The 21,092-nt window shown below is 50.5% G+C and carries 16 protein-coding genes and 1 tRNA gene; 13 read left to right on the plus strand and 4 right to left on the minus strand.

All coding sequences use genetic code 11. From position 1 onward, the window contains the following. Window positions 1-139: 139 nt before the first annotated feature. From NHM04_RS01870 to NHM04_RS01905, 8 genes are all read left to right on the plus strand, one after another. Window positions 140-1,357 (plus strand): hypothetical protein, encoded by a 1,218-nt coding sequence (locus NHM04_RS01870; protein WP_254265357.1) that lies wholly within the window; start codon window positions 140-142, stop codon window positions 1,355-1,357. A gap of 163 nt (window positions 1,358-1,520) precedes the next feature. Then, a tRNA-Leu gene (locus tag NHM04_RS01875) sits at window positions 1,521-1,605 on the plus strand. A gap of 73 nt (window positions 1,606-1,678) precedes the next feature. Further along, entirely contained in the window at window positions 1,679-2,992 is a 1,314-nt protein-coding gene (tig, locus tag NHM04_RS01880) for a trigger factor (protein WP_254265358.1), read from the plus strand. A 168-nt stretch (window positions 2,993-3,160) separates the two neighbouring features. Beyond that, window positions 3,161-3,799, plus strand: a complete 639-nt coding sequence (gene clpP / locus NHM04_RS01885; RefSeq protein ID WP_254265359.1) for an ATP-dependent Clp endopeptidase proteolytic subunit ClpP — start codon at window positions 3,161-3,163, stop codon at window positions 3,797-3,799. A 115-nt stretch (window positions 3,800-3,914) separates the two neighbouring features. Then, window positions 3,915-5,216, plus strand: coding sequence for an ATP-dependent Clp protease ATP-binding subunit ClpX (gene clpX, locus NHM04_RS01890; RefSeq protein ID WP_254265360.1), 1,302 nt, complete (start codon window positions 3,915-3,917; stop codon window positions 5,214-5,216). A 139-nt stretch (window positions 5,217-5,355) separates the two neighbouring features. After that, complete coding sequence (gene lon / locus NHM04_RS01895) at window positions 5,356-7,770, plus strand: endopeptidase La (RefSeq protein WP_371872569.1); 2,415 nt, start codon at window positions 5,356-5,358, stop codon at window positions 7,768-7,770. Between the two features lie 278 nt (window positions 7,771-8,048). Further along, window positions 8,049-8,321, plus strand: coding sequence for a nucleoid-associated protein HU-beta (gene hupB / locus NHM04_RS01900; RefSeq protein WP_254265362.1), 273 nt, complete (start codon window positions 8,049-8,051; stop codon window positions 8,319-8,321). Between the two features lie 137 nt (window positions 8,322-8,458). Further along, a complete protein-coding gene (locus NHM04_RS01905) occupies window positions 8,459-10,324 on the plus strand; it encodes a SurA N-terminal domain-containing protein (RefSeq protein ID WP_254265363.1) in 1,866 nt (621 codons plus the stop codon). 77 nt (window positions 10,325-10,401) lie between these two features. Here NHM04_RS01905 and NHM04_RS01910 read toward each other — a convergent pair whose 3' ends face one another. Then, window positions 10,402-11,328: a sensor domain-containing diguanylate cyclase gene (locus NHM04_RS01910; RefSeq protein ID WP_254265364.1), complete on the minus strand. Its 927-nt coding sequence runs from the start codon at window positions 11,326-11,328 to the stop codon at window positions 10,402-10,404. Between the two features lie 77 nt (window positions 11,329-11,405). After that, on the minus strand, window positions 11,406-12,020 hold the full coding sequence (locus tag NHM04_RS01915) for a histidine kinase (RefSeq protein WP_254265365.1): 615 nt from the start codon (window positions 12,018-12,020) through the stop codon (window positions 11,406-11,408). A gap of 215 nt (window positions 12,021-12,235) precedes the next feature. Here NHM04_RS01915 and NHM04_RS01920 point away from each other — a divergent pair, with 215 nt between their 5' ends. Genes NHM04_RS01920 through NHM04_RS01935 form a run of 4 tightly spaced genes read left to right on the plus strand, consistent with a single transcriptional unit; the run spans window position 12,236 to window position 17,808 of the window. Further along, window positions 12,236-14,053, plus strand: a complete 1,818-nt coding sequence (locus NHM04_RS01920; RefSeq protein WP_254265366.1) for an extracellular solute-binding protein — start codon at window positions 12,236-12,238, stop codon at window positions 14,051-14,053. A gap of 19 nt (window positions 14,054-14,072) precedes the next feature. Beyond that, a complete protein-coding gene (locus NHM04_RS01925) occupies window positions 14,073-15,164 on the plus strand; it encodes a microcin C ABC transporter permease YejB (RefSeq protein WP_256527067.1) in 1,092 nt (363 codons plus the stop codon). After that, a complete protein-coding gene (locus NHM04_RS01930; RefSeq protein ID WP_254265368.1) occupies window positions 15,164-16,186 on the plus strand; it encodes an ABC transporter permease in 1,023 nt (340 codons plus the stop codon). Before NHM04_RS01925 ends, NHM04_RS01930 begins: the two co-directional genes overlap by 1 nt. Before the next feature lie 5 nt (window positions 16,187-16,191). Beyond that, window positions 16,192-17,808 carry an ABC transporter ATP-binding protein gene (locus NHM04_RS01935; protein ID WP_254265369.1) on the plus strand — a complete coding sequence of 539 codons (1,617 nt, stop codon included), beginning with the start codon at window positions 16,192-16,194 and terminating at the stop codon, window positions 17,806-17,808. On the opposite strand, the gene NHM04_RS01940 is transcribed toward NHM04_RS01935, so the two are convergent. Further along, window positions 17,805-19,370 (minus strand): LysM peptidoglycan-binding domain-containing protein, encoded by a 1,566-nt coding sequence (locus tag NHM04_RS01940; RefSeq protein WP_254265370.1) that lies wholly within the window; start codon window positions 19,368-19,370, stop codon window positions 17,805-17,807. The two genes, NHM04_RS01935 and NHM04_RS01940, sit on opposite strands and share 4 nt — an antisense overlap. Window positions 19,371-19,433: 63 nt before the next feature. Further along, window positions 19,434-20,216: a hydroxyacylglutathione hydrolase gene (gloB, locus tag NHM04_RS01945; RefSeq protein WP_254265371.1), complete on the minus strand. Its 783-nt coding sequence runs from the start codon at window positions 20,214-20,216 to the stop codon at window positions 19,434-19,436. Between the two features lie 99 nt (window positions 20,217-20,315). On the opposite strand from gloB, the gene NHM04_RS01950 reads away from it, so the two are divergent. Continuing rightward, complete coding sequence (locus NHM04_RS01950; RefSeq protein WP_254265372.1) at window positions 20,316-21,077, plus strand: methyltransferase domain-containing protein; 762 nt, start codon at window positions 20,316-20,318, stop codon at window positions 21,075-21,077. Window positions 21,078-21,092 lie beyond the last annotated feature (15 nt).

Here is a 21,092-nt window from a genome sequence, read left to right on the forward strand (position 1 = left end):
TGGATTGGTCTTGCGGATTCAGTTTACTGAGGATCCCGAAGGATGGTTGCAGCAGGTAAAACGGCAAAGTGCCTACTCCTTGCAAGCAATTCGCTTTCGGCACCATTGTTTTTATCGGGCCCGTTCTGAGGATGAGTCCGTGTTGGCTCTCGTCTCCAAAGGTGATGCGGGGCTGGAGGCTGCCATGGTGGCGGATACGGCCCATGCTCGTCAGCTGATTGAAAGCGCGGGCGGCAATGTGACCATCCAAACCCTTGCCGCAGAGCTGAACACGCCTGTGTTGTCAGTGGAAACCGCTGTGCCTCTGCTGCCTACTCACATTGCCAAACCCTGGGGCCAGGAAATTTGGTATACGGGAATGGAAGTACGCGGTGTATCTCACGTCGGTGATGAACTGCACTCTGTTCCCTTACCTTGGTTGCTGTCGCTGATGCCAGAGGCCTTTTGTAACGGCAAGCCTGAACAGCTCACGCTATTAAAAATCCTGGATCCACTGCCCGATGAGGTCTACGGGGATCTGTATTTTGAAATGCATGAGCGCAAACAGGAAGTCTATGTAGTCACCCATGTGAATAAGCAGGCCTGGCCGGATGGTCGCGGGGGAATTCGTTTCGGGTTTAATCAAAGAGTCCGCGCAAAATACGCTAGTGATGACGAGTTTAAAGCCGCTTATCTGGAGACGGTTAAGCGATACGAATCGGTCCGCCGTCGCATAGATGAGTGCTTGGACGGTATCAGGTTGCAGCAGGGCGTTGGGCTGAATGACCCGGTAGAGCCTGCGAGAATAGATGCCTGGCTCGCACAAGTGCCTGACTTACTAGTGGTTCAAGAGGCAGAGCTTCGAGCGCAAATGGATAGCTTTAGCAATCTAATGCCGCTGCAGGTTGGTGATGTGGTCCGTGTGCCTTGCATGACTCCGCACTCTCTCTTACACGGGGTACGCACGGTAGAGTTCCAGACGCCTGTCTATGAGCGCAAAATTCTCTCTTTTGCACAGAAGGTTCTCACTCAGCAATGGTGGGATACTGAGGAGGCTTTGCAGGGGGCGAATCTGGATGTTGAAGCCGCGCAGTTGTCGGCTGCCGTGGAAGTGGTGCCCGGCTTAACTCAGCAAGAGATAGTCGACTTCGATGACTTCAGGGTGTGGCGCCTGCGCGCCCGGGCGAGTGTCGAGCTGTCACTGGCTGGAGCGCAGAGTTACCAATTGTTAATGGCGGTAAGCGGCAAGGTGAGGGTTGCACAGCAGGATCTGGCTTGTGAACAGGCCGCGCTTTTGCCCGCAAATGGTGCATCTGGCTGCTGCCTGTTTATGGAGTCTGGTGCCGTGGCACTGTTAGCGGCACCAATTAAAGGGTAATTGCGGTGCTTAGTGTTATTTAATTGACGCGCTTATTGAACCTCTTGCCGGTCTATGGCAAAATTGCCACCCTTCTCGTAACCGGCAGCTCGATTTTTTGAAAAAACTTATAAAAATCAGAGTGTTAGGGTTATTGATTTGATTTTGCCTGTGTCTGGGCAACGCGGTCGTGGTGGAATTGGTAGACACGCCAGATTTAGGTTCTGGTGCCGCAAGGTGTGAGAGTTCGAGTCTCTCCGACCGCACCATTTAATGTAGACGTGTCAGACAAAGTCTGGCACCAAACGATGTCTAAGCATCGAAGTTATGCACGAGGATACTATGCAGGTTTCAATCGAAACGACTTCTGGTCTAGAGCGTCGCCTGACTATCGGCGTACCCGCTGATACCGTAGAAGGCGAAATTGAAAAGCGACTGAAAGAGGCCGCTAAAAACATTCGCATTAACGGTTTCCGCAAGGGTAAAGTGCCCTTGAAAATCGTCAAGCAGCGCTATGGTGCTGGTGTGCGCCAGGAAGTTGTTGGAGAGGTGATCAGCCGCTCTTTCTACGAAGCTGCACAGCAAGAAGACGTTAAGCCCGCCGGCCAGCCAAACATTCAGCCCAAACAGATGAAAGAGGGCGAAGATCTGGAGTTCGTGGCGACTTTTGAGGTGTATCCCGAAGTTAAGTTGGGCGATGTGAGTGGATTTAAGGTAACTCGTTACACCGCTGATATTACCGATGAAGACATCGATAAGATGATCGAAACCCTGCGCAAGCATCAGGCAACCTGGAAAGAGGTTGATCGTGCGGCGGCCGAAGGTGATCAGGTGAATATTGACTTCACCGGCACTAAAGACGGCGAAGAGTTTCAGGGTGGTAAAGCACAGGGTCACAACCTGGTGCTGGGCTCTAACTCGATGATCCCGGGCTTTGAAGACGGCATTGTCGGCATGAAAGCAGGCGAAGAAAAGACCATTAAAGTGACCTTCCCTGAAGACTATCAGGCAGAAGAGCTGAAAGGCGCAGAGGCGGAATTTGCCATTAAGGTTAACACTGTTTCTGAGCAAGAGTTGCCCGAGCTGAAAAAGCCGTTTTTCCAAAAGTTTGGCCTGGAAAAGGGGGGTATTAAGACCTTCCAGAAAGAAGTGAAAACCAACATGGAGCGCGAACTGAAAAATGCGCTCAAGGCCAAGGTTAAGTCACAGGTTATGGATCAGCTGCTTGAGGCCAATGAGGTTGAGCTGCCCAAGGCTTTGGTGGCTAATGAGATTCAGGTGTTGCGCAATCAGATGATGCAGCGCTTCGGTCAGCAGCCTAAGGGTTTCGACGCCAAGTCAATGTTACCGGATAGCATGTTTGAAGAAGACGCTAAGCGTCGTGTAGCGCTTGGGTTGATTGTGGGTGAGGTTGTAAAGACTGCCAAGATCAAGCCAGAGGCCAAAGCTGTGCGTAAGATGGTTGAAGAGATCGCCAGCACTTACGAAGACCCACAAGAGGTGATCGACTACTACTACGGTCAGCGCGAGTTGCTCGCCGGTATCGAGTCAGCAGTATTGGAAGATCAGGTGGTTGAGCACATCGTAGAGCAGGCAGAAGTAACTGAAGAGTCAGCAACTTACGATGAAATCATGCAGCCAAATGCTGAAAAATAACGCTTATTGAGCAAAAAAACCGCGAAACGCCTGTTTCGCGGTCTCCCCCTCCAGCTTTTCTCTTTCTTTACTGGCAAAGCGCCGCGTCACAGGTTAAGCTCCCAGCTATTGGGTTTGCTTTATCGCAAATCGTCATTTTGGAATGTACGACAGAAGGGTGTTTCATTGATGTCTTATGAGCTAAACGACAGCCGAACGCAAGAAGTCACCGCCAGCGGTCTGGTGCCTATCGTAGTCGAACAGACTGCAAGGGGTGAGCGTTCTTACGACATTTACTCTCGACTGCTAAAAGAGCGGGTTATCTTTTTGACTGGTCAGGTCGAAGATCATATGGCGAATTTAGTGGTCGCACAGCTGCTGTTCTTAGAGGCAGAAAATCCCGACAAGGACATTCACCTGTACATTAATTCACCCGGCGGCTCGGTTACCGCGGGTATGTCAATTTACGATACCATGCAGTTTATCAAGCCGGATGTGAGTACTATGTGTATGGGGCAGGCTTGCTCTATGGGAGCTTTCTTGTTGGCCGCCGGCGCCGAAGGCAAGCGCTATGCGCTGCCCAATTCACGGGTGATGATCCATCAGCCCAGTGGCGGGGCCCAGGGCCAGGCATCTGATATCAATATCCACGCTCAGGAGATACTGAAAATCCGTCGTCGTCTGAATGAGCTGTTGGCAAAGCATACCGGGCAGTCTTTAGAGCAAGTAGAGCTGGATACTGAGCGAGATAAGTTTATGTCCTCTGACGAGTCAAAGGAATATGGCATTATTGACTCTGTTGTGGACAGCCGGGTTCAGGCAAAATAGGCTGTTTAGATTAGAGACGCGAGGGCTAGCTGTGCCTTATTGGGGCGCCGGGCTTGAAAATTGGGATTAAAGGGCGCATCTTTTAATCCGTGGCAGAAATATTGGGAGTGGTTTAATGACCGATCACACCGGAGAAAACGGCGACAAAAACGGCAAGTTGTTGTACTGCTCGTTTTGCGGTAAGAGCCAGCATGAGGTTCGCAAATTAATTGCGGGCCCCTCGGTGTTTATTTGCGATGAATGTGTCGATCTTTGTAATGACATTATTCGCGAAGAGATTCAGGAGAGTGCTACTGAGGGGCAGTCGGAAAAACTGCCCAAGCCCAGTGAGATATCCGCAATTCTTGATCAATATGTTATCGGCCAGCAGCGAGCCAAAAAAGTGCTTGCAGTGGCTGTATATAATCACTACAAGCGCCTGCGTGTAGGCAGTAAGGGTAAAGACAAAGATGCGGTAGAGTTAGGCAAAAGTAATATCCTTCTAGTCGGGCCGACTGGTAGTGGTAAGACTTTGCTGGCTGAAACCCTGGCGCGTCTGTTGAATGTGCCTTTCACCATTGCCGACGCTACCACGCTGACTGAAGCCGGTTATGTGGGTGAGGACGTTGAAAACATCATCCAAAAGCTGCTGCAAAAATGCGACTACGACGTTGAAAAGGCGCAGCAAGGCATTGTGTATATTGATGAAATCGACAAGATTTCCCGTAAGTCTGACAATCCTTCTATCACTCGCGACGTGTCTGGTGAAGGGGTTCAGCAGGCGCTTTTGAAGCTTATTGAGGGAACGGTTGCTTCAGTCCCTCCGCAGGGTGGACGTAAGCACCCACAACAGGAGTTTTTGCAGGTTGATACTGGCAATATCTTGTTTATTTGTGGTGGTGCTTTTGCAGGCTTGGACAAAGTGATTCGAGATCGTTCTGAGCGCGGAGGCATTGGTTTTGGCGCCGAAGTGAAAAGTAAGAATGATGACAAGAGTTTTGGCGACACCCTGCACGAGCTTGAGCCGGAAGACTTGGTTCGTTACGGTTTGATTCCAGAGTTTGTAGGGCGCCTGCCGGTAATCGCCACCCTGGACGAGCTGGATCGTGAGGCTTTGGTGGAGATTCTTGCAGAGCCTAAGAACGCGCTCACCAAGCAGTATCAGCGCTTGTTTGACATGGAAGGCGTGGAGTTGGATTTCCGTCGCGACGCTCTGGAAGCGGTAGCACAGAAAGCTATGGATCGTAAAACCGGTGCACGGGGTCTGCGCTCGATAATGGAGTCGGTACTGCTTGATACGATGTACCGTATCCCTTCTGAAGAGCATGTGAAAAAGGTAGTGGTAGACGAAACGGTTATTAAAGGTGAGTCGGACCCTATTCTTGTGTATGAAAATGCAGAGCCAGCTCAAAGCCGTGCGGCTTCAAAAGATGACTGACGGCGATCGTGTTCTCGTTTAAAAAAGGGTGCCTCTGGCACCCTTTTTGCGTTTTAAAGTCGGTGTCGAACTTGTAATACGACATATCTGCCCCAACAACCAGGGTAGATCCTAAAGTTATTCGCTAAGGGGGTCAGAAATGTATCAGAGCGAGCAAGGTGATATGAATACAGATTTACCCTTACTGCCATTGCGAGACGTGGTGGTGTATCCGCACATGGTCATCCCACTATTTGTGGGCCGTGAAAAATCTATTGAAGCACTGGAAAGTGCTATGCGAGCGGATAAGCAGATTGTCTTGGTGGCACAGAAAAACGCTTCAGATGATGATCCTGCCCCTGACGCCCTGTACAAAGTCGGGACTCTCGCAACTATCTTACAGTTGCTCAAGCTTCCCGATGGGACCGTCAAAGTTTTGGTCGAGGGGGGGCAGCGAGTCTCCATTGACTCTGCCGATGAGCAAGATGGTCACTACAGAGTTTCGGTTACTGTTCACCCCGATGAGCGCTTAGAGACAGATGAGTCGCAAGAGTTGATCAAGACCGCGAAAGAGCACTTTGAGCAATATGTTAGCCTCTCGCGAAAAGTGGCTTCTGAAGTGATGAACTCCCTCAGCGGGATAGATGATCCTGGCCGATTTGCCGATACCATCGCAGCGCATATGGCCCTAGAGCTTGAGCAAAAACAGGTAGTGCTTGAAATAACCAATGTGCGAGAGCGCATAGCAAGCTTGCTTGAACTCATGGATGGACAAATTGACTTGTTGCAGGTCGAGAAAAAAATTCGTGGCCGAGTTAAAAAGCAAATGGAGAAGAGCCAGCGGGAATACTATTTGAATGAGCAAATGAAGGCTATTCAAAAAGAGCTGGGTGATATGGGCGAAGAGGCCAACGAGGTCGATGAGCTGGAGCAGAAAATCGCCGACAGCGGCATGCCCGAAGAAGCCAGCGAAAAAACCCGTGCCGAGCTCGCCAAGCTTAAAATGATGTCGCCAATGTCTGCGGAAGCTTCGGTGTTGCGCGCTTACATCGACTGGATGATAAAAGTACCCTGGAAAAAACGCAGCAAGGTGCGTCACGACCTTGATCGAGCGGAAGCGGTGTTGGAGCGCGATCATTATGGGTTAGAAGAGGTTAAAGAGCGCATTCTTGAGTACTTGGCCGTGCAAAAGCGGGTAAAGAAAATTAAAGGCCCTATCCTGTGCTTAGTAGGTCCTCCAGGTGTCGGTAAGACTTCTTTGGGTGAGTCTATAGCGCGGGCTACCAACCGTAAATTTGTCCGTATGGCCCTGGGCGGGGTTCGAGATGAGGCCGAGATCCGTGGCCACAGGCGTACGTATATTGGTTCATTACCAGGTAAGTTAGTGCAAAAAATGGCCAAAGCGGGTGTCAAGAATCCCCTGTTTCTGCTGGATGAAATTGACAAAATGGGTATGGACAATCGGGGCGATCCGGCTTCTGCTCTGTTAGAGGTGTTGGACCCTGAGCAAAACAATCACTTCAACGATCACTACCTGGAGGTCGATTACGATTTATCCGATGTAATGTTCGTCTGTACGTCAAACAGTATGAATATTCCGGGCCCCTTGCTTGATCGTATGGAAGTGATTCGCATCCCCGGTTATACCGAGGATGAAAAAGTTAATATTGCGCGTAAATACCTTATTCCTAAGCAGCTTAGGGCTAATGGTCTCAAAGAAGGTGAAATGATCCTCGAAGATGAAGCGATTCGTGATGTGATCCGTTTTTATACTCGTGAGGCTGGTGTGCGTGGACTCGATCGCGAAATTGCCAAGCTGGCGCGTAAAGTAGTGACGCGCCACGTAAAAGACAAAAGCCAGAGCAGTGATCACATTGGTCCGGTCGAGCTTGAAGGCCTGCTGGGCGTGCGTAAATTCGATTATGGCCGCGCCGAAAACGATGACCAGGTAGGGCAGGTTACCGGTTTGGCATGGACCCAGGTCGGCGGCGAATTGCTCACTATTGAGTCGTCAGCAGTTAAGGGCAAAGGACGGATCGTAAAAACGGGTTCGCTCGGTGATGTCATGCAGGAGTCTATTCAGGCGGCTCTAACCGTTGTGCGTTCGCGTGCTCAGGTTCTCGGCATCGCGCCTGACTACCATGAAAAGATGGACGTACACATTCACGTTCCTGAGGGTGCCACCCCGAAAGATGGTCCCAGTGCCGGTATTGCAATGTGCACTGCGTTGGTTTCTGTTTTGACTGGTATCCCCGTTAGGGCGCAGGTTGCGATGACTGGAGAAATTACTCTGCGTGGCGAGGTGTTGAGAATCGGCGGGCTAAAAGAAAAATTACTGGCAGCTCACCGCGGCGGCATTAAAACGGTATTGATTCCCGCCGACAACGAACGCGATTTAAAAGAGATACCAGATAATATTAAGGCGGATCTCGAGATTCGACCGGTTAAATGGATTGACGACGTACTGCAAGTTGCGTTGCAACATACTCCTAAGCCTTTGTCCGATGAGGAGTATCAGGCTTTGGAGAAGGCGGCGGAAACCAATGCGGCAGGGGCCAGAATAAACACTCATTGAGTGCTGATTGATTGTTACTTTGCGTAACCAAGGATGATCGCGGAAACATTTGTAAGCCCCGTATGACGGGGCTTTTGTTTAAAACACGACCAATTTTGCAATTGCTTTCCGAATTCGCAAGCGCGGCCTTGACCCGCACTCTAGCAGTTGGTATAAATCGCAATTCAATAGTGAGTGGTGGTGCTGAGCCGCACTGGGTTAGCCTGATGTCGCCAAATCAAAAAAACACTGCACAACTATAAACACGTGTTCTGGAAAATCTACTTAAGGGGTTAAACGTGAACAAAACTGAGCTGATCGAAGCCATTGCCGCATCTGCGGATATTTCCAAAGCTGCTGCTGGCCGTGCATTGGACGCCGTTGTCGACGGTATCACAGATTCATTGAAGAAGGGTGACCAAGTTGTGCTGGTTGGTTTTGGTACCTTTTCTGTTAAAGAGCGTGCCGCTCGCACTGGCCGCAACCCGCAAACCGGTGCTGAAATTCAAATCGCCGCTGCTAAGGTTCCCAGCTTTAAAGCCGGTAAAGCTCTAAAAGACGCCGTAAATTAATCGGCTTCGATCGAGATAAACATCGGTAATTAAGATTGTCGCTATCGATGAGAAAAGGCGCATCCCGGATGCGCCTTTTTTATGTTTAACAAGTAAATAGTGTCAAACACAGGCACACACGGGTCTGGGAGCAGAATATGTTACAAACCATGCGAGACAACTCTAAGGGTGTCGTTGCGGGTATACTGGTAGGCCTGCTGGTCATTATTTTTGCGTTGTCAGGTGCAGAGGCCTTATTCAGCAGTCGCAACAATACGCAGATAGCACTGACAGTAAATGGTCAGGAAATATCTGAAACGGAAGTATTGCGTGCGGTGGAACAGCAAAAAACTCAGTTGCGAAATCGTTTTGGCGATTCTGTCCCCGAGAGCTTTCTCAGTAACGAAAACTTACGTCAGCCAGCTATCGATCGCTTGGTCGATAGAACTTTGCTTACCCAGGCAGCACGCGAAGCCAATATGGCGATTTCCCGTCAGCGTATTGACGATGTGATTGTATCTATTCCCGCTTTTCAGAATAGTGCTGGTCAGTTCGATCCGGACGTCTTCACCATGGCGTTGCGTCGCCTCGCCTACACCCCAGCGAATTACCGTAATGAACTATCGCGTGATTTAATGGTAAGTCAGCTGGCAAACGGTATTACTAATTCTGGTTTTGCAACTGAAGCAGAAGTCGATTATTTGGCCGAATTGAATAATCAGACCCGAGACTTTGCCTACGTCAGTTTAAGTATTGATGATCTATTGGATCAGGTTGAGGTGTCCGACGCTGAAATCGCAGCATATTATGAAGCTAACCCCGAACCATTCACGGAGCCAGAAAAGCTCGTTGTTGAGTTTATCGATTTGAGTGTTGATCGCTTAATGGCAGCTGAAACCCTCTCAGATGAAGAAGTTAGACAGTACTTTGAGGAAAATGTGGACGACTTTACTCCTGTGGTAGAGCGCCATGTTGCGCATATTTTGCTCGAAGAGGCTGAGGGTGGTGAAGTGGCTGAAGTGCAAGCGGCGCTGGAGGCCGGCGAGGACTTTGCGGAGTTGGCGCAACAATACTCAGACGATCTTGGCTCTAAAGACCTTGGTGGCGACCTCGGAGTCACCACCGGCGATGCATTTCCGGAAGAGTTTGAAGAGGCGCTGGCCCAGTTGAGCGTCGGTGAGGTTTCGGATCCTGTAACTACCGAGGCGGGCACCCACTTTATCAAGCTGTTGGACAAGTCAGGTGGTGAGGCGCCTGATTTCGACGCCGAGCGCGACGCAATCGCCGCGCAAATAAAGCGCGCGCGCGCCGAGGGGCGTTTTGTTGAGCTGCTCGACAGCCTAGAAGACTTGTCCTATAACGCTGAATCTTTGGAGAATGTAGCTGACACCTTAGGTTTAGAGGCCCAGCGTAGCGATCCATTTTCTCGCGACGGTGGCTCAGGTATTGCGGCCTATGATTCTGTGGTGAAAGCCGCCTTTGGGGAAGAAGTGCTGGAATTTGGCAATTCTAGTGAGCTGCTTGAGTTGGCCTCTGATCGAGTTGTTGTAGTCAAGCTTCTTGAGCGTGAGTCTAGCTACGTTAAACCTTTAGATGAAGTGCGCGGCAATATTACAGCTATTCTGTCGGAGCAAAAGGCTGCGGACATTCTTAGAGAGCGTGGCGAGAGTATTGTCGAGCGTGTTGCCAGTGGTGAAGACTTCGCTACCTTGGCCGCCGATGAGGGGATGGAGTTGGTACAAGTAACCGATATATCCCGAGCCGATACCGAGCAGCCTCGAAGTGTGGTTGAGTTTGCTTTCTCTCTGCCTCGCCCAGTAAATGGGCCGGTTGTGGAAGGCTCGGTCAGCAATGGTGAATATAATGTGGTGCAGCTGAAGGAGGTTGCAACGCCAGAAGCCGATGAAATGCCACAAGAGCAGCGCGAGGCTATGCTACAAGGCGTAGCGGGGCTCTATAGCTCTGCAGACTTTGAGTCGTTTAGCCGTTATTTACGTGAATCAGCTGAGATAGTGGTTGAGTGATTTAGTTTGATTTGTTGATTGATTTAAAAAGGCGTGCTCCATGTGGGCGCGCCTTTTCTTTTTCTGGCCTAGTCCTTTCAAGTCCTCTCCTGATAACCCGCCAGGCTGCTTTGGTTGCGGCCTTTTTCTTTGCTCTGATAAAGCGCTTGATCGGCTCTTTCGATCCATTCGTTGGTGTCTTTTATCTCTGTTGTGAGTTCACAAATACCGAGACTGATAGTGACGTGAATATCTTCCTCTAAGTTTAGGCGCTGCGAAACAACACGGTTGCGTAGCCGTTCGGCAAATTCGAGTCCGCCGCTGGCGTCTGTCGCTGTAAGGACAGTGCAAAACTCCTCTCCGCCGTAGCGTCCAGCAATATCCGTTTCTCGCATTTCATCCCTTAGGCATTGGCTGATCATGCGGATCACCTCGTCGCCGGTGCTGTGTCCATAAGTGTCATTCACCTTCTTGAAGTGATCAATATCAAACATAATCAGGGTGCAGGGTATCTGGTAGCGGTCAAAACGTTTAAATTCCTGATCCAGGCAGTGCTCCCAGTGGCCGCGGTTGTAGAGCTGGGTCAGGTGGTCGATGCGGCTTAGCCCTTGCAGGTGATGGTTCGTTTCTGTTTGTGCGATCTTGCTTATGGCGCTGTCGGTTACGTCATAAAGGATGAGGCAGATGTGAGAGACTTCAGCGTGAGTATCGAGCAGTGGAATAATTGTGCTGTTTTGATACATAAACTCGGCAACGCCGGTTATGGGGCGGTAGTGTGGAAAGTGGAACAGGTAAGGCCGCTGCTCCCAGGTGGTAAAGGTGGCGCTTTGCAGGACAAAGGCAGGTTCTGCTTTGCGGCAAAACCACTCCCTCGGCAAGCTGGGAAATATCTCGAACAGTGATCGACCTAAAACGTGTTCTGGTGCGCTGCCGCTGTGGTTTTGCATAAACTGGTTCCACAGGCATACCTGGTAGTCCCGGTCCAACACCACTAGGCCCACATCGATATTTTGCAAGATATCCATGAGCCAATGAATATCTTTTAGGACGTGACTTATGTCTTCGTTTGCCATCTGTACCGTTCAATTAATGCCGTCTGGTGTTATTCCAGCAAGTAGTCGAGCTTTTCCAATAAGCCGTCAATACAGTTCTCACTGATTACCAGTAGCAGATCACAATTTACCCTATGATGCTCGATAGAGTAGTTGATTTCTATCACCAAGGCCTCGGACCAGCGCACTTTGCGCTTTTGTAGGTTGCTGGTGGGGTCTGAGCTGCCACCGAGTAGGGTGGGGGGGCCTAGGCTGAACTGAGTGTCTAGCTGCCTAGCAAGGCTGTGCAAGCAGGCCCCGCCGAGGACATTGGTCGTGTCCATGAGCAGCTCATTTTGAATGTCTCGGTTATGCTGGTAGCGCAGTAATTCGGCCAGATCTTGGTAGTTGGTGCCGTTAAAGATAAGTAACGCTTCGCCGGCGATCCCGCCGCCAATAAACCCTTGGCAGACACCAGTTAGGCTGTTTGTGCTGTCGTCATCTGACTGCAGGCTTTGCAGGGTCATGGCGATATCACTGGGGGTCAGAATACCAACTGTGGGGATAGACAGAACGACAAAAACGTCTAGTAAGCGTGCCAGCCGATCCGCAGATTGTCCCATGGCGACGTTTGCGATTTCCTGCAGGCAGTCCCGTTGATCTTCGCTAAGAAGCTTGGTTGTCATTGCGCAACCTGGCGTTCGAGAAACGATAAGGTTAAAAAGTGATCAAATCTGGTGATTATCACTTAAATTTTCTTAATACTAGCATTTTAGCGCTGTGTTGTCCGCGCCTGTGTCTGTAAGCTCCAACTTTGTATTATTTGTCTTAGCAGATTGTACACAGGGGCACTAGTTTCCGTACAATTTGTCCAACGGGTTCAATATCGCGAGAAGACAACATGAACAGACTCAAATACACGCTTGTAGCAATTCTGTGTTTGCTTGGCACGATGGTTGACGCGGGAGAAGGCTCCGGTGTGGCCGTGGTCAAGTCCCATGCCTTTGCCGAGCGTGGCGATCCTAAGTACCCAGCTGACTTTGAGCACTTTGATTATGTAAATCCCGACGCCCCCAAAGGCGGTGAGCTGGTGCTTGCCACCGTTGGCACCTACGATAGCTTTAATCGCTACGCCTCGCGTGGGGACAGTGAGGTCAATAGCGAAGCATTTTATGATTCGCTGATGACAAGTAGCGACGATGAAATTGGGGTCTATTACCCGCTGATCGCCAGCAGTATTGAATACCCGGAGGACTATACGTGGGTGACATTTTATCTTAATCCTAACGCTCGTCATCAAGATGGTAAAAAGATAACCTCAGCCGATGTGGTGTTTACTTTCCATAAGTTTATGGAGGAGGGGGTTGCTTTTGTTAAACAACGCTATGCGGATGTTAGTAACGTTGAGGCAGTGGACGAACTGACGGTTAAATTTACTTTTGCCGCTTCGAACAAGGAGCTGGTGTCGAGCATGGCTTCGCTGCCGATTCTACCTAAGCATTACTGGGAGTCGCGGGATTTCTCTGAGCCTCTGAAAGAGCCCCCACTTGGCAGCGGCGCTTATCGAGTTGTGGATTACAAGCTGGGACAGTCCGCGACCTATGAGCGTATTAAAGATTATTGGGCGCAGGATCTGCCAAGTCGGAAAGGGCTGCTTAATTTCGATAGCATTCGCTATGATTATTATCGCGACGACACGGTTAGTCTTGAGGCTTTTAAAGCCGGTGAGTTCGATTTTAGACGGGAAAATATAGCCAAGCAGTGGGCGGAAGGTTATCAGGTTCCTGCCGTTACGCAGGGGAAAATAGTCAAGGAGGAACTTGCTCACTCAATTCCGCAACCAATGCAGGCGTTTGTATTTAATACACAATTTACATTATTTCAAGATCGTCGGGTGCGCCGCGCGCTCAATTTAATGTTGGATTTCGAGTGGCTGAATAAAAATCTGTTTTACTCATCTTACACCCGAAATGAAAGTTACTTTGAAAATACCCCCTATAAAGCCGGAGGTGAACCGGGTCCGGCCGAGCTTGAAATATTGAAGCCTTTTCGCGACCAGCTGCCTGAAGAAGTTTTTGGGCCGGTATGGAGGCCACAAAAAACCGACGGTTCCGGCAGAAATCGAGAGCAAATGCGTGAGGCCCTGGCACTGCTCAAGCAGGCGGGTTGGACGCTAAAAGACAAAAAGCTGGTTAATGACAAGGGGGAGGAGTTTGCGTTTGAAATTCTTCTTTATAGCCCTTCTATGGAAAGGGTGACATTACCGTTTATTCGCAGTTTGGAGCGAATTGGCATCCGCGCCGATATTCGTATGGTCGATTCTACGCAGTATTTAAATCGTTTGCGCTCTCGTGATTTTCAAATGACGCCGCAGGGCTACAGCGCGATGGCTTACCCGATGCCGGCAATGGAGCTCGCCTGGCATTCGGATTATATGGATTCTACATACAACCAGGCTGGTGTTAGCAATCCTGTAATTGATGCCTTGATTGAGCAGATCCGTATCAGTCAGGAAGATGATGAAAAGCTTTTAGCACTGGGTAAGGCTTTTGATCGGGTGGCTTTGTGGAACTTTTATGTGATTCCCCAATGGCATTCGGAGTCATTTCGTATTGCTTACTGGAACAAGTTTTCTCGCCCCGATAAGCGACCAAAGTATGCTATTGGGTTAGATTCTTGGTGGTACGACAGCGTTAAAGCGAAATCCTTGGCGCAGTGATTAAGGTGGTATTCTAAAGTTGGCGGCATACGTACTAAGACGGTTGCTGTTGATAATTCCCACATTGCTGGCAATTATCACGCTCAACTTTTTTATTGTTCAGGCAACGCCTGGTGGTCCAGTAGACCAGGCCGTCGCCAAAATGATGGGTATGGGCGGCAGCTCTATTCAGCGGGTGACCGGTGGTAGCTCTGATCAGCCCACTGGAGGTTTAAGCGCTGAAGGAGAGTCCTCGCAGTCGCGTGGTGCAAGGGGACTGGACCCAGAGGTCATCGCAGAAATAGAGCGCCAGTTCGGTTTTGATAAGCCGGTCATTGAGCGCTATTTCACTATGTTGTGGGATTATGTGCGTTTCGACTTCGGCGACAGCTTGTTCAAAGCCAGCTCGGTGACTGAGCTGATTGTGGACCGGTTGCCCGTCTCGATATCTTTGGGGTTATGGAGTACTTTAATCATTTATTTGGTCTCTATACCACTGGGTATTCGCAAGGCAATTCGCCATCACAGTAGTTTTGATGTCTGGACAAGTTGGGTCATAGTAATCGGCAATGCTGTCCCCGGCTTTTTGTTTGCCATTTTACTGATTATCGTCTTCGCTGGCGGCTCTTATCTTGACTGGTTCCCCTTGCGCGGCTTGGTGTCCGATAATTATTCCTCTCTCAGTTGGTATGAAAAAGTACTCGACTATTTTTGGCATTTGACATTGCCCATTCTCGCTATGGTGATAGGCGGATTTGCCACTCTCACCATGCTGACTAAAAATTCTTTTCTCGATGAAATTAATAAACAGTATGTCGTTACAGCCCGGGCAAAGGGGGCTACGGAGCGTCGAGTTTTATACAAACATGTGTTTCGCAACGCCATGCTCATTATTATTGCCGGCTTTCCGGCGACATTTATCAGTATGTTTTTTACTGGTTCGCTCTTGATTGAGGTGATTTTTTCCCTGGAAGGGTTGGGTTTGCTGGGGTTTGAGGCAACCCTGCAGCGGGACTATCCAGTTATGTTTGGCACTTTATATATGTTCGGTCTGCTCGGGTTATTAATCGGTATTGTGAGCGACTTGGCCTATACCTGGGTCGATCCCAGGATTGATTTTGAGAGCCGGTAATGAAGTTGAGCCCTTTGAATCAGGAGCGTTGGCATCGTTTTAAGAAAAACCGTCGCGGTTTTTTTAGCCTGTGGCTGTTTTTGTTTTTATTCGTATTAACGCTGTTTGCAGAGTTAATCGCCAACAGTGTGCCACTTCTGGTGAAGTACGAAAACGATTGGTATTTTCCAGTAGTTAACCAGTATTCTGAGCTGACATTTGGTGGCGACTTTGATGTTGCAGCAGATTACAGAGACCCCTATATCGCCGAATTGATTAATGAATCCGGTTGGATGGTCTGGCCACCAATTAAGTTTGATTATAAAACCATTAACTATGATCTACCTTCACCGGCCCCTAGTCCGCCATCGTCAGAAAATTGGCTGGGAACTGACGATCAGGGGCGGGATATTTTAGCAAGACTGATTTACGGTTTCCGCATTTCAGTGATTTTTGGCTTAATGCTGACTTTGGCTACGACGGTAATCGGCGTGGCTGCAGGTGCGGTGCAGGGGTTCTATGGTGGTAAGGTGGATCTTATTGGGCAGCGGTTGCTTGAGGTGTGGTCTAGTATGCCCACTTTGTTCGTGCTTATTATTATCGCCAGCTTAGTTCCGCCCAGTTTCTGGATTTTGTTGCTTATTTTACTCTTGTTCGGTTGGATGGCCCTGGTTGGTGTTGTCCGGGCGGAATTTTTACGTGCCCGGAATCTTGATTATGTGCTCGCTGCGAAATCCATGGGCGTCTCCGATTTCACGTTGATGTTTCGACATCTATTGCCCAACGCAATGGTTGCCACAGTTACTTTTATACCTTTCTTGCTGGTTGGCGGTGTGACTAGTCTTACGGCGCTGGATTTTCTCGGGTTTGGCTTGCCTCCCGGGTCTGCTTCCTTGGGCGAGATGGTAAGTCAGGGTAAGAATAACCTGCACGCGCCCTGGATAGGGATTTCGGTTTTTGTGGTGTTGGCCCTATTGTTAACCCTTTTGGTATTTGTGGGGGAGGGGGTGCGCGATGCGGTGGACCCAAATAAGACGCGATGACAGCCATGACTGACAAGCCACTTTTGCAGATAAGGGATCTGAGCGTTGCTTTTACACAGGAAAATTGCGAACGCACGGTTGTGAACGGCGTAAATCTTGAGCTCTATGCTGGGGAGATTTTAGCGCTGGTCGGGGAAAGTGGCTCGGGAAAATCTGTCACGGCGCAATCTATCCTAAAGCTACTACCTGCCTATGGAGCTGTGTATCAGCGTGGAGAGGTGTTGTTTGACGGCAATGATTTGCTGCAGCTAAGCGAATCCGCGCTGGGTCAGTATCGTGGCAACCGGATAGGTATGATTTTTCAAGAGCCAATGACGTCCCTGAACCCGCTGCACAGCATTGAAAAACAGCTCGCGGAAGTTTTGTGGTTGCACAAGGGTATTTCGCGTTCCGACGCTCGAAGTCAGGTTTTGCAATGGTTGGAAAAAGTGGGCATTCGCGATGCTGAACGTCGATTGTCTGCTTTACCTCACGAGCTTAGTGGTGGCGAGCGTCAGCGAGTTATGATTGCGATGGCGTTAATAAATGAGCCTGAAGTTTTGATCGCTGATGAGCCGACTACAGCTCTGGATGTCACGGTACAGGCGCAGATTCTCAGCTTATTGCAGTCGCTGCAGCAAGAATTAAATATGGCTGTATTGTTTATTACTCATGATCTTCATGTGGTGCGCGCTCTCGCCGATAGAGTCGCCATAATGTGTCAGGGGCAGCTGTTAGAGAGTGGCACCATTGGTCAGGTGTTTGCCGCCCCAAAACACGAATACACTCGTGTACTCCTGGCTTCCGAGCCGGGAGATCCTCCGGCGCCTATAGCCAAACACGCCCCTCAAATACTGAAGGTAGATAACCTGAAAACCTGGTTCCCTATTTATAAAGGTGTGTTCAAGCGGGTCGCAGATCATGTTAAAGCGGTAGATGATATCTCATTTGTCTTGCGTGAGGGTGAGACGCTGGGTGTCGTGGGGGAAAGTGGCTCAGGGAAAACCACTTTGGGTCGTTCTTTGCTGCGTTTGATTCAAAGCGATGGGCGGGTTGAATACGGAACGGAGCAGCGGCGCCCCTTGCTGCAACTAAGCAAAAAAGAATTGAAACCCTTGCGCCGGGAGATTCAGGTTATTTTTCAAGATCCGTTCTCCAGCTTAAGTCCGCGTATGACGGTTGCAGACATTGTTGCTGAGGGCCTAAGGGTGCATGAGCCTAAGCTCGCGAAGGAGGCCCTAGAGGAACGGGTAATAACAGCTTTACAGCAAGTGCAGTTAGACCCTGCTGTCAGATATCGCTACCCCAATGAATTTTCCGGTGGCCAGCGCCAGCGTATTGCGATTGCCCGAGCGTTGATTTTACAGCCGCGTCTGATAGTGCTGGATGAGCCCACCTCGGCATTGGATCGAGCGGTGCAAAAAGAAGTTATTACTCTACTGCAGAGGCTGCAACTAGAGTTTAAAATGGCATTTATTTTTATCAGTCACGACCTGGACGTTGTGCGCGCAATGAGTCACAACATTCTGGTAATGAAAGCTGGGCGAGCCGTGGAAACGGGACCCGCACAGGAGCTTTTTAATAACCCTAGTCACCCCTATACAAAAACGTTGTTGCAAGCTGTAAAGAGCCCAATGGGTTAACGGCTGCCGGTTACGTCTACGTAAAGAGTCAGTTGTTGTCCGGGGTGGATGTAGTTTTTGATGGCTACATTGTTCCAACGGCTGATGTCTTGGATGCTCACGTTAAATTTACGTGCAATGGTATCGAGTGAGTCACCACTTCTGACTTTGTAGGTCAGCCTGCGGGTGATTCCTTCACCCCCATTTGTGCTCGAGGTTTTACTCCATACGACCAATTTTTGCCCTGGCCGTAAGGTGTCTCGGGACGACATTCCGTTCCATTTAGCCAAAGCGTTTACGCTTACTTTATGTTGGTTGGCAATCCGCCAAAAACTGTCACCTTTCTTGACGACATAGTTAACCTTGGTGCTTCCCTTGCCGCCTTTTGAGTTGCTCTGGCTGGAGGCGCGTCTTTGATTGCTGCTGAATGCGTAATGCTCGCTTTGTTCTGAAGCGCTGGGGATTAACAGTGTCGCCCCTGCGCGAATACGAGAGGATGTTAAATTGTTTGCCGTGCGCAAAGCTTCGGGGCTGGTGTTAAAGCGCTTGGCAATTTTGATCAGTGAGTCGCCGCGCTTAATGGTGTACCTCTGCCAGCTGATACGCTGCTCCACTGGAATTGTCGCTAATGCGGCGGAAAATCCCTCCGCTTGACTGGCGGGGATTAACAGCCGGTGCGGACCTTCCGGATCGGTGGCCCAGCGGTTGTAGCCTGGATTTAGTAAATAGAGCTCATCCATGGAAATTTCGGCAAGCTCTGAAGCGCGAGCCAAATCGATTTGCGAGTCGATATCGACGGCGACAAAATAGGGGGCATTGACGATTTCTGGTAGCTCAATATCGTATTTTTCAGGGTTGGCAATAATTTTGGACAGGGCCAAAAGCTGCGGAACATAGGCGCGGGTTTCACGCGGTAAGCTCAATGACCAAAAGTCCGTTGGTTTACCTGCTTTGGCATTGCGGTTGATTGAGCGCTGGAGTCGGCCCTGCCCGGTATTGTACGCCGCAAGCGCATGTAGCCAGTTGTCATCGAACATCTGATGAAGCCGCTCCAGGTAGGCCAGAGCGGCGTCTGTCGAGTCGATAATGTCGCGCCGGCCGTCATACCACCAGTTTTGCTTCAGACCGTATTCGCGCCCGGTGCCGGACATGAATTGCCACATGCCCGATGCCGTAGCGTAGGAGTAGGCGAAGGGGTCAAAAGCGCTTTCCACTACGGGCATTAAAGCAATTTCCAGGGGCAGTCCCTGTGCTTCGACACGCTCCACAATGTGGTAAAGGTAGCGCTGACCCCGGGTGAAAACACGCTCGATGTATTCCGGGTGGCTTGCGTACCAGCTCACATATTCGTCAAGTTGTTCCTGGGAATAGGGGCCCAAAGCAAAGCCATCGCGGATTCGTACCCATAAGTCCTTCTCTACTTGCGGTTTGGGCTTGGCGATACTTGCCGGTGGCGGGCTGGGTAGTGCCTGTGCAGCGGGAGCGGGGGCAACGTCGTTGGACTTGTTTTGCTGGGACGGAAGTAAACCGCAGGAGGCGAGAAAAATACTTACTGTGACGATGATTATTCTGATTAAACTCATGCGGCGCTGTAATCTTTTCATTTGGGGGAAGACCGGCGATTCTATGGGTTTCGAGGCGAGGGGTCAATTTTTGACAAAGCTGTCCTTCCAGGCCCGAATGGCGGCGAAAACCTCGCTTTCGCTGTTCAGCGAGCGGCCTAGATGACGCTCGGCGCTCGCTTTCACTTCGGACTGCGCGGTACGTAAAAAAGGGTTGGTGGCCAGCTCTAATTGCAAGGTGGTGGGGATAGTGGGGAGCTGCCGGGCTCGCTTAGCCTCTTCGCGCTGTTTCCTGTCTCGCAGCGCCTGATTGCCGGGTTCAACTGTCAGTGCAAAATGAATATTGTCCACCGTGTATTCGTGGGAGCAGCAGATAAGAGTCTCAGGAGGTAACTCGCTGAGCCGCTTGAGGCTGTTGAGAAACTGATCGGGCGTGCCTTCAAACATGCGGCCGCAGCCTGCGCCAAAGATGTTGTCGGCACTGAAGAGCCGAGGCGGCTGGCCCGGCAAATAGTAGGCGATGTGTTCCAGAGTGTGCCCAGGGGTAGCGATGACTTGCAGCTTGAGTTCCCCAAGAACTAAAGTGTCGCCATCTTGAAGTGTATGGGTGACTTGGGGGATTTTCCGGCTGCTCGGTCCGTATACAGGCACGGGCTTGTACTCTAACAGTGGGTCAATTCCGTCGGTATGGTCCCAGTGGTGATGGGTAATCACAATTCCTGCTAACTCCAGCCCGTGTTCCCTCAGCTGCTGCCTTACTGGTGCTGCATCGCCGGGGTCGAAAATGTAGGCTTTATTTGAGTCGGGGTCGGGTTGCAGTAACCAAAAATAGTTTGTCTGCAGAGCCGGAAAGCAAAATAGTCGCATAACACCTCCTACGAGCTATGAGCAGGGCAAACGCATTGATCTGCGCTCTATGTCGGCTATGGTAACATCGACACCTCAACGATGACTGGGTATTTCAGCTTGACAAGCAAAGTGTGTGAACCTGACCGGGCGGTTGTGGCGGCGAGCCAGTGGTTCGCGGGCGCTACTGGTCAGGCTATGCTCAAACGCCAGCAAGCGGATATAGACAAAGCTCTAGCCTGCGTATTTGGCTACCACTTGTGTCAGATTAGCGTGTGCCGGGCACTGAATTTGACCGCCAGTAGCCGTATCCCCCATAAGTTTGCGTTAAACCCGCTCGCTGATGGCAGCGGTTGGGAGGGCGCAAGAGGTGATTTGAGTTTGTTGCCCCTGGCCTGTGAATCAGTAGACGCGGTGGTTTTGCATCACGCATTAGACTACAGTGCCACCCCCCAGCAGCTGCTGGCAGAAGCCGCCAGGGCCACCATTCCCAGAGGTTATATCGTCATTCAAGGATTTAACCCCTGGAGTGTACAGGGGGTTTGGCACTGGTCGCGTCGCCATACCAGCGGCCAGCCACTCTGGCAGCATCATCACCTACGGTTGGGGCGTCTGCTGGACTGGTTTGCGGTACTGGGATTGAGCCCGGTGGCGTTAAGTTACGGGCGTTACTGGCCTGGCGCTGGTCCTTGTGAGGGGCTGGAGAATAGCTGCCAGCGCCTTAAACTACCATGGGGCAGCTACTACACCGCCTGTGTTCGCAAAGATGTTATGGGCGCTCTGGCCTTAAAGCCTGACTGGTCAACTGTGGAGGTGCGAGCCTTGGGGCCAGCTCAACGCAAGGCGAGCCGAGAAGGGTGCCGGTCAGAATTGTTTAAGTGAATAAGCCAAGCGTTA

The organism is Gilvimarinus sp. DA14, assembly GCF_024204685.1.
Classification (GTDB): domain Bacteria; phylum Pseudomonadota; class Gammaproteobacteria; order Pseudomonadales; family Cellvibrionaceae; genus Gilvimarinus.